General features: G+C 54.3%; 14 protein-coding genes and 1 pseudogene. 4 read left to right on the forward strand and 11 right to left on the reverse strand.

Going from position 1 to position 12,831, the window contains the following annotated elements:
- A pseudogene (locus tag NP596_RS16140) lies at positions 1 to 259 on the forward strand (F0F1 ATP synthase subunit gamma); the annotation flags it as partial.
- 15 nt (positions 260 to 274) lie between these two features.
- Here the strand turns inward: NP596_RS16140 and NP596_RS16145 are convergent.
- From NP596_RS16145 to NP596_RS16160, 4 genes are all read right to left on the reverse strand, one after another.
- Positions 275 to 919: a DUF4276 family protein gene (locus NP596_RS16145; protein WP_256616417.1), complete on the reverse strand. Its 645-nt coding sequence runs from the start codon at positions 917 to 919 to the stop codon at positions 275 to 277.
- Positions 920 to 945: 26 nt separating this feature from the next.
- On the reverse strand, positions 946 to 2,118 hold the full coding sequence (locus tag NP596_RS16150) for an AAA family ATPase (RefSeq protein ID WP_256616418.1): 1,173 nt from the start codon (positions 2,116 to 2,118) through the stop codon (positions 946 to 948).
- A gap of 447 nt (positions 2,119 to 2,565) precedes the next feature.
- Positions 2,566 to 3,984: a DUF6513 domain-containing protein gene (locus NP596_RS16155; protein ID WP_256616419.1), complete on the reverse strand. Its 1,419-nt coding sequence runs from the start codon at positions 3,982 to 3,984 to the stop codon at positions 2,566 to 2,568.
- Positions 3,981 to 4,520, reverse strand: a complete 540-nt coding sequence (locus NP596_RS16160; protein WP_256616420.1) for a flavoprotein — start codon at positions 4,518 to 4,520, stop codon at positions 3,981 to 3,983. Before NP596_RS16160 ends, NP596_RS16155 begins: the two co-directional genes overlap by 4 nt.
- A gap of 149 nt (positions 4,521 to 4,669) precedes the next feature.
- Between NP596_RS16160 and NP596_RS16165 the strand changes: the two genes are divergently transcribed.
- Positions 4,670 to 6,265 carry a MinD/ParA family protein gene (locus NP596_RS16165; protein WP_256616421.1) on the forward strand — a complete coding sequence of 532 codons (1,596 nt, stop codon included), beginning with the start codon at positions 4,670 to 4,672 and terminating at the stop codon, positions 6,263 to 6,265.
- A gap of 13 nt (positions 6,266 to 6,278) precedes the next feature.
- Here NP596_RS16165 and NP596_RS16170 read toward each other — a convergent pair whose 3' ends face one another.
- Genes NP596_RS16170 through NP596_RS16190 form a run of 5 tightly spaced genes read right to left on the reverse strand, consistent with a single transcriptional unit; the run spans position 6,279 to position 9,811 of the window.
- Complete coding sequence (locus tag NP596_RS16170) at positions 6,279 to 6,929, reverse strand: SPFH domain-containing protein (protein ID WP_256616422.1); 651 nt, start codon at positions 6,927 to 6,929, stop codon at positions 6,279 to 6,281.
- A 35-nt stretch (positions 6,930 to 6,964) separates the two neighbouring features.
- Complete coding sequence (locus tag NP596_RS16175) at positions 6,965 to 7,279, reverse strand: non-heme iron oxygenase ferredoxin subunit (protein WP_256616430.1); 315 nt, start codon at positions 7,277 to 7,279, stop codon at positions 6,965 to 6,967.
- Positions 7,280 to 7,325: 46 nt separating this feature from the next.
- Positions 7,326 to 8,078 (reverse strand): class I SAM-dependent methyltransferase, encoded by a 753-nt coding sequence (locus NP596_RS16180; protein ID WP_256616423.1) that lies wholly within the window; start codon positions 8,076 to 8,078, stop codon positions 7,326 to 7,328.
- A gap of 57 nt (positions 8,079 to 8,135) precedes the next feature.
- Positions 8,136 to 8,588 carry a Fe-S cluster assembly sulfur transfer protein SufU gene (gene sufU / locus NP596_RS16185; RefSeq protein WP_256616424.1) on the reverse strand — a complete coding sequence of 151 codons (453 nt, stop codon included), beginning with the start codon at positions 8,586 to 8,588 and terminating at the stop codon, positions 8,136 to 8,138.
- Positions 8,588 to 9,811: a cysteine desulfurase gene (locus NP596_RS16190; RefSeq protein WP_256616425.1), complete on the reverse strand. Its 1,224-nt coding sequence runs from the start codon at positions 9,809 to 9,811 to the stop codon at positions 8,588 to 8,590. Before NP596_RS16190 ends, sufU begins: the two co-directional genes overlap by 1 nt.
- A 76-nt stretch (positions 9,812 to 9,887) precedes the next feature.
- On the opposite strand from NP596_RS16190, the gene NP596_RS16195 reads away from it, so the two are divergent.
- Entirely contained in the window at positions 9,888 to 10,448 is a 561-nt protein-coding gene (locus NP596_RS16195) for a Uma2 family endonuclease (protein ID WP_256616426.1), read from the forward strand.
- Here NP596_RS16195 and sufD read toward each other — a convergent pair.
- Both sufD and sufC read right to left on the reverse strand, forming a co-directional pair.
- Positions 10,443 to 11,744 (reverse strand): Fe-S cluster assembly protein SufD, encoded by a 1,302-nt coding sequence (sufD, locus tag NP596_RS16200; protein ID WP_256616427.1) that lies wholly within the window; start codon positions 11,742 to 11,744, stop codon positions 10,443 to 10,445. The genes NP596_RS16195 and sufD overlap by 6 nt on opposite strands.
- Positions 11,744 to 12,493, reverse strand: coding sequence for a Fe-S cluster assembly ATPase SufC (gene sufC / locus NP596_RS16205; RefSeq protein ID WP_256616428.1), 750 nt, complete (start codon positions 12,491 to 12,493; stop codon positions 11,744 to 11,746). Before sufC ends, sufD begins: the two co-directional genes overlap by 1 nt.
- A gap of 92 nt (positions 12,494 to 12,585) precedes the next feature.
- On the opposite strand from sufC, the gene NP596_RS16210 reads away from it, so the two are divergent.
- A partial coding sequence (locus NP596_RS16210; RefSeq protein WP_256616429.1) for a hypothetical protein occupies positions 12,586 to 12,831 on the forward strand: 246 nt, incomplete at its 3' end.

Below are 12,831 nucleotides of genomic sequence, written 5' to 3' on the forward strand. Positions count from 1 at the left end.
CGCGAGCGCCGGTTACCCGCCGTTGACGCTGATGCCGGCGGCGGAAGTGGCGGTCGGCGCCGCCGAGCATTATCTGTATCACAGCTTGCTGGCGCTATTGTTATGCTCGATTCGGGTCGAAAATCATATGCGTCTGCTGCAGATGGAAAACGCCTTGCGCCATTTGGATGAGGGTTATGAAGACTTGCAAAGGCGCCGCAACCGTTTACGCCAGGAAGAAATTGTCCAGGAGATAGAGCTGATGGCAAGGCGGCATTAAGGCGGCGAGTCGTTCTCATTCCCCGATGCTTTGCTGGGCAGTCGGCGTTTGCGCATGCTCTCGGGCTATTTCGTTAATCAGTGACCATTTGTTCCATTCGCTACAAAGCTTTCTAAACGAGCGACTACGATCGAACGCTAGCTGCAAGTCTATTTGCGCGGAAAACGCTGGTTGATCAGTGGTTTCGCCATACGAACGATTGGCCATGCAAGCCTCGATCCAGCCCTTGGCATCGCGCGGTCGTTCGGGATCGACGGCCTTTGCCGGGTCATAATTAAAGCCTCGACTTCCCTGCAGCGATTCGGCGGCTGCGATAAACCAGGCTTCGTACTCTCTGTTAGCCAACACAACGGAAATTTTACGATGCGGGGCAATACGCTGGGCGCGCGCTAAAATCTCTTGACCAAGCTCGGCGGGGCAGTCATCGTCCGCATCGAATAGGATTAATATCCAACCTTCGTCACCGCATTTGTTGGCGGCAAGGCTGAGGTGGCGGCGAAATTCGTCTTCCTTGTTGAGAAAACGGTCTCGGCGAACACGAATCGGATAACCTACATCGACATATACTTTCGGGGTTAACCACTGGTTGAGTCGCCGTAATAGGATAGGCAAAGCGATGACTTCGCCATCGCCCTCCACAATCGCAGTCACATTGAGCACGGCTAGCTGTCTCCGAATAAATCGGTCTATTTTTGTTCTTGCGCTTCCAGTTGTTTGCGGTCTGGAGCCAGTTGATTTAGGCGCAGCAATTCGCCAGCGGAAAACAGTGAGTCTCGAATCGCATGACGCGACGCTTCGTCGATAGGGCCGATTCGCGTTTCACCTTTTTCGGAAACAACCGACAATAACGAATCGGCGCTCAATTGCTGATCGTCGAGCAGATCCGGGCTGTGGCTAGTCACAATGATTTGAGTTTCTTGTGAAGCCCGATTCAACGCTTCGCGCAAAGCTGAACTTGCCGCCGGATGTAAGGCTGTCTCCGGCTCTTCTATGCCAATCAAAGTTGGGGCGTAATCTCGGTTGCCTTGAAACAATGCCGCCAATATTCCTAATGCCCTTAAGGTGCCATCAGACATGTTTTGCGCCAGAAATCGCCAAGGATACTTGGCGCCGGCCATGTCCTGCCGAAATTCAAGGGTTTCCATCGGGCCAATGGACTTACGTTTTACACCATGAACCATAGGTACGACGATTTGCAAATATTCCTGAATGATGGCCATGCGTTCCGGAGATACCCTTTCCAAGTGTCCAATAACACTAGCGATGTTTTCGCCAACCGGTTTTAGTAGTCTACCCTCTTGCGGCTTTTGCAGTTCGCGCATTAATTTAGGATTCAAATTGTAAAATCCCATGGTTGAGAATAGGTCGAAAACCGGACGAAATTCGGTCAAGCCGGAAGCGGCTACCAAGGCCAAGCGGTCTGAGGTCACGGTGGGGAACGTCGCCTCGCTACTGTTGCGCAGTTTGCCTTTATCGACCTGGAAAAACGGACCTTTACCGATACCGCCCAATACGCATTCCTCGGTTTGCACTTCGTAGCCTTGGCCCGAAAGCGCTCCAACATTGAATGCGTAATGTCCTTTTTGCCCATTCGCGAGTGAGAATTCCAGACGAATGCCGAAATGGTTTGGATGGCCGCTGGAATATCTGCGTACTTCCGACAGACCTCCGCGTTCGTTTAATGCATTGTCCAACGAACTTGTTAAGGCATCTCGTACCAAGTGCAAGGCATCAAGGAAATTGCTTTTACCGGAACCGTTTGCCCCTACTAAATAGGTGAGCTGGTCCAAATTTACGTTGCAATAACCAATACTTTTGTAATTTCGTAATACGACGCTGGTGATACTGGCATGAGCCATGGGGTTAGGTTCTCTATATTTTGATGTACGTTAACGGCAATCGAATTGTTTGGCCAGCCCCGGTAATTGAACACCTGATTTTCCGGCGCACGGTATCGACGGCGTTCAAGTCCACAGCGGCATCAATCCATTTGCCTTGTTGTATTCGCTTGTCCCCAGAATGCCGTTGTTGGGGAAGCCTCTATCCGCCGGCGTATAAATCGCCGCCGCGCCGCACTACGGTCCGCATAGCAATAGCATAATTGGAGGAATGTAGACCTCTAAATGTGCGATTACACAAGCTATTATGCACTTTAGGGTAAACTGCACCTACATTTTTGAACGACAGCTTATTTGCTTTTTTGTCTTTTCAATTTAATTTATTCTGGCACTATTGGTCGAACTCGCCCCCTTGAGTTCCTGACTTGATGTGTTGAAAACCGTCGGATCGCAGCAAGCGTTTTATTGTTAATCCGCATCCTTGGCGGCGTGTTCGTGCGGTTTTTTCAGCGTGCTGCCGGCCGGTTTGAACGTATGTAAATCCGCTTCCGTCTCCGTGCCTTGCGCCGCGCAACCCCAATTCAACTGCTGGTCCTGGGTGAAACGCTTGCCCAATTGCCAGGCGATTTGCGCGCGCGCCAGTTCCACGCCCAAATAAAACGCATGACCGCCGTCGCTTTCCACGCCCAATTTCGGATACAGGTCGAACGGGTCCAACGCGGTATGAAAACCGTCCCTATTGAACACATGCAGGCCTTCGCTACTGGCCTGGATCCGGTAACTGGGATCGCGGATCTCGGCGGCTATGGCTTCGATTTCTTCGCGACTATACGGAAAAGGCGCGCTGTCGTGTACCGTCAGCAAATCGGGGGCGATATGCTTGGGCAGGCTGTCGTGCTGCTTGGCCGCGTGCATGATGCGGCGGGCCCGATCGGCTTCCCTGACCGCCCGGCAGGCGTGCTTGCTGACTTCGGTGGCCAGAATATGGTTGATGTTCAGCTCGGAGCAAATCCCCAGCAATAAGGCATTCATGCCGGAAGTATCGGCGTGAGTCAATTCGGTGATATTGCCGACCCCCAGCATCATCTCCACCTCGGGATAACGCTGGCGGAACTGAAAATTACGCACGATGGATTCGGTAAAACCGAAATGAATCGGATCGAGAATAGGGTCGACGATGAACGCGCGGTTCTTGCGTTGCAGTATGTCGATAACCCCGTCCAGACAACTCAAGTCGCCGTGGACTTGCGGGATGATAATCGGCGTGGTCGCCACTTCATCGGCAATCCACAGGCTTTCGGCGGTCAAACTCAGCATGTAGTCGGCCCCGGCTTGGCCGCCCGCCAGCAAATCCGCGTTTTCCAATGAATCGATGCTGACGGTAAAGCCTTCCTGCTTTAAGGTGCGTATGCAGTCTTGCAGATGCGGAAACGGCGTACCGGGCAGACAACCGATGTCGATCACGTCGGCGCCCTGCGATTGGTAGTAATACGCCCGCTCGACCACTGCTTCGACGCTGATATTGGGCGCGTCGACGATTTCGGCGAAGATTTTGGTTTGATAGCAACTGAGATCGTAATGGTGCGCGCCCTTGCCGAAATACTGCGGCAAGTCCTTGACTTCCTCCGGCCCGCGTTCGACCGGCACGCCGAGTTGTTGCGACAGTGCATCGATATCGCCACGGCAACGGCCGGGGATGACGATGCGCGTAGCGCCTTCGGTATCCTTCAGGCGGCGGCCTATCATGTCGGCGGTCATCAAGGCCGCCACCTTGACACCCATTTCCTTGACCTTGTAATAAAAATCCGGCTCCATGGCGGCCAGAATCTGCCGGAGTTGTTTTTCCGCCAGCTTGCCGGTCAAAAATAGAATGCGTTCGCCACTCATGATAACGATGCCAGCCGGCGCAGCACGGCCGTTTTCAGTTCGTCGACGCTTTCCACCACCTGGGTAAACGGGAAATCGCGGATTTTAGCGGTGGCTTCCAAGTCGATGGGGCGCGGATAGACCATGACTTTTTTATTGCCCGGCGCGGTGGTTTCCATCTCCGGCGCAATGTCGCAGGGGTAAACGATACTTTCCACCCGGCATTTGCCGGCCTGCGAATACAGATTGGTGACCAGGGAATCGGCGATGCCCAGCACGCATTTGGCTATGGTATTGGAGGTAGTCGGCGCCATCACGAAGGTATGGTAATAGCCTTTATAAAACAGGCCTACCGGCGGCGCCGACGCGGCCCGGTCCCGGTACACCGGCATTTTGTCTTTAATGTCGTTGAGATTAATACCGTACATCTTCAACACCTCTTCGCCGGCCTGGCTGAGATAACAATCCACATTATCCAGGCCCAACATGAATTCGAGACATTCTTCGATATAATGGCCGGAACCTGTGATAGCCCAGGCAAGACGGGGTGCTTTCATGACGTTACGAATTGAGCAAAAGGCCGGATATTATAACCGAGCCCGCCCAACATGCCGCGGTAACAAAAAAGCTTGTACTACCGTACATCGTCAACATAAATCAAAACCTGTAAGCTGTGGATCACATAAACCAACTACACTCCCCGGCCATGGAAAACCTGAATTTTGCCGAACAGCCCTTGCCGGCCGAAAAACATCGCGCCCATGTCATGGTATTTACCAGCGGCAAGGGCGGCGTCGGCAAAACCTGCGTGACTACCAATGTCGCCACCGCCATGGCTCGAAAAGGCGCCCGGGTCTGCATCTTCGACGCCGACACCGGCCTGGCGAACATCAATATTCTGCTGGGCCTGCGGCCGGAATATACCCTGGAACATGTGCTCAACGGCGAAAAATCCATCCGCGACATTGTCGTCAAAACCCGGCAAGGCGTGGCCGTGGTGCCCGGGGCCACAGGTATCGCCGAGTTCGCCGATCTTAATGCGGAGACCGTCAAAAGGTTATCCGCCGCGTTGACCGAGTTGGAAGCGGACTACGACTACTTTCTGATCGACACCGCTGCAGGCGTGGCCGATAGCGTATTGCAATTCATCGAATCGGCGCCCTATACCTTTTTGCTGATCACCCCCGAACCGACCTCGCTGACGGACGGTTTTTCCATGCTGAAATTGCTGAACAGCCGGCATTACCCCGGCAATATCCGGGTGGTGGTCAACATGGTGGACGATTACCCGCATGCCACGGAAACTTATCGCCGCTTTTCCGCCGCGGTCGACAAATATCTGGATCTAAAAGTGGATTACGGCGGCTTCGTGGCCCGCGACGAAAGCGTCACCCAATCGGTGTTCAAACAGACCCCGGTGGTGGACTTATTCGGCAACGCCCCGGCTAGCCGCTGCCTGTTCGCCTTGGCGGACAACCTGTTGAAACATATAGGCGGCAGCGAAACCGAGGTCGGCTTGGCCGATTACTGGAAAAATTTTCTGCAAGAAACGGCCGACGGCCAAACCGGCGGCACCGAGAAAAATCAGCCGGCCGGCGAGCCCTACCAACCCGGCCCGGTATCTCAACCCCCACCCATAAACGCCCCGGATTTAAGCGTCGCGGAGCTTGCCGAGCAATTGCTGGCGGCCATGCAAAGCCAATCGCCCGACCGGCAAATGCTGGAAGACTTTACCGGCCATTTTATGGCGGGATTTCAGAGCCGATTCGGCAATTTTCCGGCCAACTTTCGGCAACTGCTGTTCCGCTGGCTGGAAGCGGAAGACTACGCCGCGCCGCAGCTGCAAGAACTGGCCGGCACGCTGGAAATGCTCTACATGGCAAAGCACCGGCAACCCTTGCACGATGTGGAAAACAGTCTGGCCCGCTTGATAGCCCAATGCAAGGATGAGGAACCGCGCATGCGCGCGTTGGCCACGCAAATGCGCGCGGCCTATTTGCACGCCTTTGGGGCCGATGTGTTCGACGCCCGCCGGGAACTGCTGGACGGCATCCAAAAACCCGAATTCAGCGAAGCGCATTATCAAGAACTGCTGGACGCCTTAGGCCTAGCCTTTGAGCAGCGTTTTAAACGCCCCTACCGGAGCAAGAGCGATGTATTGCTGGCTACAACCACGCAAAGTCTGGCGGACATGGCGGCCGAAGAGCACAAGCTGCGCGTGCAAGTCGATGCCTTAAGCAACGGCTTTCAGGAATTGCGGCAGCGGCGCGAAGCCTTGCTGGCGGCGGTTAAGCCGGAATGACCCCAAAAGCCGTTTAATGGCTGGCGGCGGCCGGATTTGGCCGGCTGTCCATCTGCTTTAATTCGTCGCACAACATGGCCGCGCGCTCGGACAAATAATTGATGTTAATGATCTGCACATCCTGAATATTCAAGCCGAAAATGCGTTGCAAGGCCGCGCTCAATTCCATTTCCAACTCTTTCACCACCTGCTCCCGTTCCGAGGGTAATTTTTCAGCCAAATGACGGGAAAACACCAGCATGGTGCTTTCGCTAATCACCGGGCGCAGATTTTGATCGATATCGAAGCCGCCGCTACGGCCGACTTTATAAAGCAGATTTAAAACCGCCGCTTCCGGAACACTGAATGAAATACCGACGGACACATTGATCCACTGGCTGTCCATGGTAAAAATCGGCAAATCCTCCACCTGAAAACTCGTCAGGGACACTTGCAGAATATCGACGTCATCCAGCAACGGCGCCTTAAAATACCAGCCATCGGACAGCGGGGCCGGATGCACAACCTTACCCAGGCGCCGCACGTTGGCCATTTCGGAGGGCTGAACGACAAACCACGGCGGCGAAACGACCAGCAGCCCGACCGCTATCAACAGCAGCGCATGCCAGAATTTAATTTTATGCCGCCAATGAACGGACGGATTTAGATCTTGAACTGTCGGCATGCTGAGGACCCGTATGTGCAAAATGGTGTAATCGTTTAGCCGTGGGCGGCAACCTGCAAGCGGCCGTCAACCACCCGCACCGGAAAAGTAGCCACATCTTCGTAGGCGGGCGCGCATTTGACTTGGCCGGTTTTTACGCAAAAACGGGCGCCATGCCGCGGACAGACGATTTCGTCGCCGTCCAGCTCGCCGCTGGCGATTTCCGCGCCATCATGGGTACAAACATCTTCGATGGCATAAAATTGGCCGTTCAGCTTAAAAATCGCCACATCATAGCCGTCAACATCGACCACCAGATGCTCGCCATCGACCAAGGCCGACTCGGCCGCCACATCTATCCAATCAGACACACTCACCCCGCTTCGTCCGGTTAATTACAAATATTTCGCGTTTCATTCATTTCAGATAAACATCATAGCGCAACAATTTGCCTTGGTAACTTTCGTTGGGCTTGCCGCCCAAGGGTTCCGCATAATCCGGGCTTTTGACCGCTACACGCCGGCCCGTGGCCGCAAACGCCGCATCGAACAGCTCCTGTCTGTCCATATCGTCGCCGAGAATATCACGTAACACCGCCATGGATTTGCGGGTTGCCGCCGATTGTTTACGTTTTGGAGGAAACATGGGATCGAGATAAATGCAATCCGGTTTTTCCGGCAAGCCGGCCAGCAATTCGATGGCATTGCCTACCAGTAATTCAGGCGGGACCAATTCGCGCTTTCGAACCCAATCTTTTTGCGCCAGCCGTTCGAAACCATCGGCTAACAAAGCAGCCATGACCGGCGAACGTTCGATGCAAGTCACTTCATAACCCATCCGAAACAGCGCCAGACTGTCTTGCGCCCAACCGCCGGTGGCGTCGACCACGGTACGGGATTTTTTACCGACGGCTTGCGCCAGCAGATCTTTTTTGGGGGCGGGATATGAATGTTGCTCGCCGGGACGCGGGTCGATTTCGACCGTCAGGCCGCCTTTTTTCAGGTTTTGCCGGTCCAGCAACTTCAGGCAGCCGTCGCGGTAAATCAAGAAAAACTCGTAATCGACCGTTTCGGCTGCTGCCAGGGATAGTAAAGGCAAATCAAGACGCTCGGATAAAACCCGTGGCCTCAAATCGGAGTCATCCGCAATCAGGATGGCAGTTTTGCTCATCGAATGGTTACCGGCATTTAGTTACCGCTACCCGACTAGAAATCCTCAAGCAGGTGATTATTCGGTGGAAACCGCTTCTTGCTGGTTTTTTAAGGCCGCATCCAGGGTGTGCCAAGCCAAGGTGGCGCATTTGACCCGGGCGGGGTATTCGCGCACCCCGGCCAGCACTGCCAGTTTACCTATCGCTTCCAGGTTGACTTCTTCGGTTTTGCCGGTCGTCATTTCATGAAATTGGGTGAACAATGTCTCGGCTTCCTGCTCGGTTTTGCCTTTGACGATCTCGGTCATCAACGAAACCGAAGCAGTGGAAATTGCACAACCCGAGCCTTGAAAGCTGGCGTCGCTGATTACATGGTCGTCGATTTTCAAAAACAAGGTCAACTTGTCGCCGCACAGGGGATTAAAACCGTCCACCCGGCGATTGGCATTTTCCATGATGCGGAAATTGCGCGGATTGCGGTTGTGGTCGAATATGACCTCTTGGTATAGATCGCGTAAATCTTCAAACATTAGCCAAACACCTCTATTAAGGATTTGATGCCCTGCATCAACACATCGATTTCTTGCCGGGTATTGTACATCGCAAACGAGGCGCGTGCCGTGGCAGGTACGCCGTAAAAATCCATCACCGGCATTGCGCAATGGTGGCCGGCGCGCACGGCAATACCCAAACTGTCCAGCATGGTGCCGATGTCGTGCGGGTGAATGCGGTCCAGCGTGAACGACAAAATACCGCCCTTCTCCGCCGCCTGGCCGATGAGATTCATGCCTTTGATTTGCTCGGCTTGCTCGGTGGCATAATCCAGCAACTCGGCTTCGTAAGCGGCGATGGTATCCATGCCGACCGCGGTCACGTAATCGATGGCCGCGCCCAGGCCGATGATTTCGGCAATCGCCGGGGTGCCGGCTTCGAACTTTTGCGGCAGGCCGGCGTATTGGGTTTTTTCGAAAGTGACCATACGTATCATATCGCCGCCGCCTTGATAGGGTGGCATGGCTTCCAGCAAGGCTTGCTTGCCGTACAGCACGCCGGTGCCGGACGGGCCGTATAACTTGTGGCCGGAAAACACATAGAAATCGCAATCCAGGGCCCGCACATCTACCGGCATATGAGGAATCGCTTGCGCGCCGTCCAGTAACACCGGGATATTTTTGGCATGCGCGGCGGCAACGATGCGCTCGACCGGATTGATGGTACCCAAGGCATTGGACATATGCGCAATGGCTACCAGCTTGGTGTTCTCGCCCAGCAGTTGTTCGAACTCCTCGAATATCAGCTCGCCCTTACGGTTCATCGGCGCCACTTTCAACACGGTGCCGATTTGCTGGCACAACATCTGCCAGGGCACGATATTGGCGTGATGCTCCATCGCGCTGATGACGATTTCGTCGCCGGCTTTTAGTTGGGATTTACCGTAACTTTGCGCAACCAGATTTATCGCCTCGGTAGCCCCGCGCACGAAGATGATCTCCTTGGTACTGGCCGCGTTGACGAATCCCCGGACTTTTTCCCGCGCCGTTTCGAAACGGTCGGTAGCCTTGACGCTTAAAGTATGCACGCCACGGTGAATATTCGCGTATTCGCGGCTATAGGTATGCACGATACTGTCGATCACCGCTTGCGGCTTTTGGCAGCTGGCGGCATTGTCCAGATAAACCAAGGGTTTGTTGCGGACGGTTTCGCCGAGAATCGGAAAATCGGCGCGAATTTGTTCGATTGGGTAGTTAATCATGGTCTCAAACAGGTTGGTTGCCTTTGTGCTTGCCGCACATTAAAATCAAATTCAAATGATAGGTTTGGATAAAAAAATGGTTGCCGTCTTTCCACAAAAACATCTTACCGACATCGCCGAGTGGCACCGCATGGGCGAGGCCGGTATTTTTCCGCCCGATTGCCGCATGGAACTCATCGAAGGAGAGATCTTACACATGGCGCCGATTGGATTTAATCATGCGGGGCATGTTAACCGCCTCATCAGCACCCTGACTGTCCTCGCACAGGGTCAGGCAATTCCCAGTGCGCAAAACCCGGTTCAACTCAGCGACCTCTCCGAACCGGAACCCGACTTCCTGTTGTTGCATCCGGAGCCGAATTTTTACACCACCCGCCACCCCAATGCGTCCGACGTGTTGCTGCTGGTGGAAGTCTCCGACACCACCCTGCGTTTCGACCGCAGCCAAAAACTGCGCCTTTACGCCAGCCACAACATCCCGGAATACTGGATCGTCAACTTGATCGACGATTGCCTGGAAGTCTACCGGCAACCGCAAGACGGCGATTACCTGCATAAAATCGTGCTCGGCAAATCGGACAGCCTCAATTTAGTCGCGCTGCCGGAGGTTCGCATCGAGGTTGCGGCTATTTTATAAGCTCATGGCCGGAAACCGCGCCAGCAATTGTTCCAGTAACAGGCTTTTCAACTCGGCGTTTTCGACCTTATCGACCATTTCATTGGCAAAGGCAAAGGTCAGAATATTTCTCGCCGAGGCCTCGTCAATGCCGCGCGATTGCAGATAAAACACCGACTTTTCTTCCAGTTGGCCGACCGTGACGCCGTGCGAACATTTTACATCGTCGGCGTAAATTTCCAGCTGCGGCTTGGTATCGACTTCGGCATCGGCGGACAGTAACAGATTGCGGTTGTTCATCTCCGAATCGGTCTGCTGCGCATCCTCGACCACAATCACCCGGCCCTGAAACACCCCGCGCGCCCGATCATCCAACACGCCTTTGTAAAACTCGCGGCTGATACCCCGCGGCTTGAGGTGGTTGATGCGGGTGTGGTTATCGATATGTTGCCGGTTGGCACCCAAATATAAACCGTTCACTCGGCATTCCGAGGCCAGATCCAAATCGCTGTGAATATCGGTCCGCGCCAGCAAGCCGCCAAAGGCGAAGTTATGATGCAGCAGCCGGCTATCGCGCGCCTGTTTGACGTAGGTGCCGCCGAAATGGCAGGCCTTGTCCGCTTCGGCTTGCATTTTATACAGCGTCAAACCGGCATTATCTCCCAGAAAACATTCGTTGACGGCGGCGGAAAAATAACCGGCCGCGCTGCCGATATAGGTTTCGACGATTTCCGCTTCCGCACCTTCTTGAAGCGCAAAAACGTTTCGCGTTGCCGCCAAGGCATCCTCGGAAGTGACCACATGCAGGATCTGCAACGGCTTGGGCAAATGCTGATTGGCGGCAATTTCAACCACCACGCCGTCGGCAAACCAGGCACTGTTGAACGCCACCAAACTATGCTCGCCGTTACCGACTGCTTTACCCAAGTATGTTTCCAGAACTGAGGGATTGTCGCGTAATGCGACTTTAACGCTTTGCAGCGAAACTTCAGCGGGCAGGCCGGACAAACGCGATAAGGCCGCCGAAAACCGGCCGTTAACCAGCACCGCGCTCCAGGCATTTTCCAGCCGATACGCATCCAGCCAATCTTCATCCGCATCCTGATTATCGCTGGGCGCGAACAAGGTTTTATTTAAAACCGCCAGGTTGGTGTAACGCCATTCTTCGTCACGCGGGTTCGGAAAACCGTGCGCTTCGAACGCTTTTAAGCCCTCGCCGCGAAACGCCTGCAACCAAGGCAAATCGCCGCCCGGCAGTTGGGCGGCAATGGCCGGATACGTCGCCAAATAACTATAAGCCGATTGTTCCGCCGCCATCATGCCGCCTGCCCTTCCAGCCAGCTGTAACCTTTTTCTTCCAATTCCAGCGCCAGCTCGGGCCCGCCGGATTTGACGATACGGCCTTCGGCCAGCACGTGCACCACGTCGGGCTTGATGTAATCCAGCAAGCGTTGGTAATGGGTGATCATCAAAAACGCCCGCTCAGGTGAGCGCAGCGAATTGACCCCTTCGGCGACGATGCGCAAGGCGTCGATATCCAGGCCGGAATCGGTTTCGTCCAATATGCACAACTTCGGTTCCAGCACCGCCGCCTGCAGAATCTCGTTACGCTTCTTTTCGCCGCCGGAAAAACCTTCGTTGACGGCGCGGTACAAGAATTTTTCGTCCATCTGCAGCAATTTGACCTTGTCTTTAACCAGGGTCAGAAAATCCATCGCATCCACTTCCGGCAGGCCGTGATACTTGCGCATCGCATTCAGCGCGGCTTTCAGCAGATAAATATTGCTGACACCGGGAATTTCCACCGGGTATTGAAAGGCCAGAAACACCCCTTCGCGGGCACGGATTTCGGGGTCCAGTTCCAGCAAGTCTTTGCCTTGATAGCTAACGCTGCCTTCGGTCACCGTGTAACCGGCCTTGCCGGACAACACATGCGACAAGGTGCTTTTACCGGCGCCGTTGGGGCCCATGATGGCATGGACTTCGCCTGGGTTGATGTCCAGGGTTAGGCCTTTGAGGATGGGTTTGTCGTTAATGGAGACGTGTAAGTTTTTTATGCTGAGCATGTGTTTACCTAAATTTTAAAATAATTCCGAACCTTATCGTTCCCATGCTCCGGCGTGGGAATGGTGCCTTTGACGCTCCGGCGTCACTTGGCTTGGCTGGGTTGATAAACCCAGCGTTGAAATCTTTTTTGTTTCGCTATCGCGAAGTTTTTTTAATGTCGGTTCTCGGACCGACAACCGAGATACTTTCTTTTGCGTTGCCAAAAGAAAGTATCCAAAGAAAAGGCAACCCGGATGCCGCGTATTCCCTGCGCTCCTCAGGTTTGAGCGGGGTTTTCCGAAGGGGCCTCCCAGCCCCTGCGGAAAACGCGATGCATCCCTGCATCGCCCCTGCGGGC

This window comes from Methylomonas rivi (assembly GCF_024505165.1).
Classification (GTDB): domain Bacteria; phylum Pseudomonadota; class Gammaproteobacteria; order Methylococcales; family Methylomonadaceae; genus Methylomonas; species Methylomonas rivi.

Coding starts and splice junctions, on each gene's coding strand:
- NP596_RS16150 (WP_256616418.1), bottom strand. CDS start 2,118: ATGGCTCATGCCAGTATCACCAGCGTCGTATTACGAAATTACAAAAGT.
- NP596_RS16155 (WP_256616419.1), bottom strand. CDS start 3,984: ATGAGTGGCGAACGCATTCTATTTTTGACCGGCAAGCTGGCGGAAAAA.
- NP596_RS16160 (WP_256616420.1), bottom strand. CDS start 4,520: ATGAAAGCACCCCGTCTTGCCTGGGCTATCACAGGTTCCGGCCATTAT.
- NP596_RS16165 (WP_256616421.1), top strand. CDS start 4,670: ATGGAAAACCTGAATTTTGCCGAACAGCCCTTGCCGGCCGAAAAACAT.
- NP596_RS16170 (WP_256616422.1), bottom strand. CDS start 6,929: ATGCCGACAGTTCAAGATCTAAATCCGTCCGTTCATTGGCGGCATAAA.
- NP596_RS16180 (WP_256616423.1), bottom strand. CDS start 8,078: ATGAGCAAAACTGCCATCCTGATTGCGGATGACTCCGATTTGAGGCCA.
- sufU (WP_256616424.1), bottom strand. CDS start 8,588: ATGTTTGAAGATTTACGCGATCTATACCAAGAGGTCATATTCGACCAC.
- NP596_RS16190 (WP_256616425.1), bottom strand. CDS start 9,811: ATGATTAACTACCCAATCGAACAAATTCGCGCCGATTTTCCGATTCTC.
- NP596_RS16195 (WP_256616426.1), top strand. CDS start 9,888: ATGGTTGCCGTCTTTCCACAAAAACATCTTACCGACATCGCCGAGTGG.
- sufD (WP_256616427.1), bottom strand. CDS start 11,744: ATGGCGGCGGAACAATCGGCTTATAGTTATTTGGCGACGTATCCGGCC.
- sufC (WP_256616428.1), bottom strand. CDS start 12,493: ATGCTCAGCATAAAAAACTTACACGTCTCCATTAACGACAAACCCATC.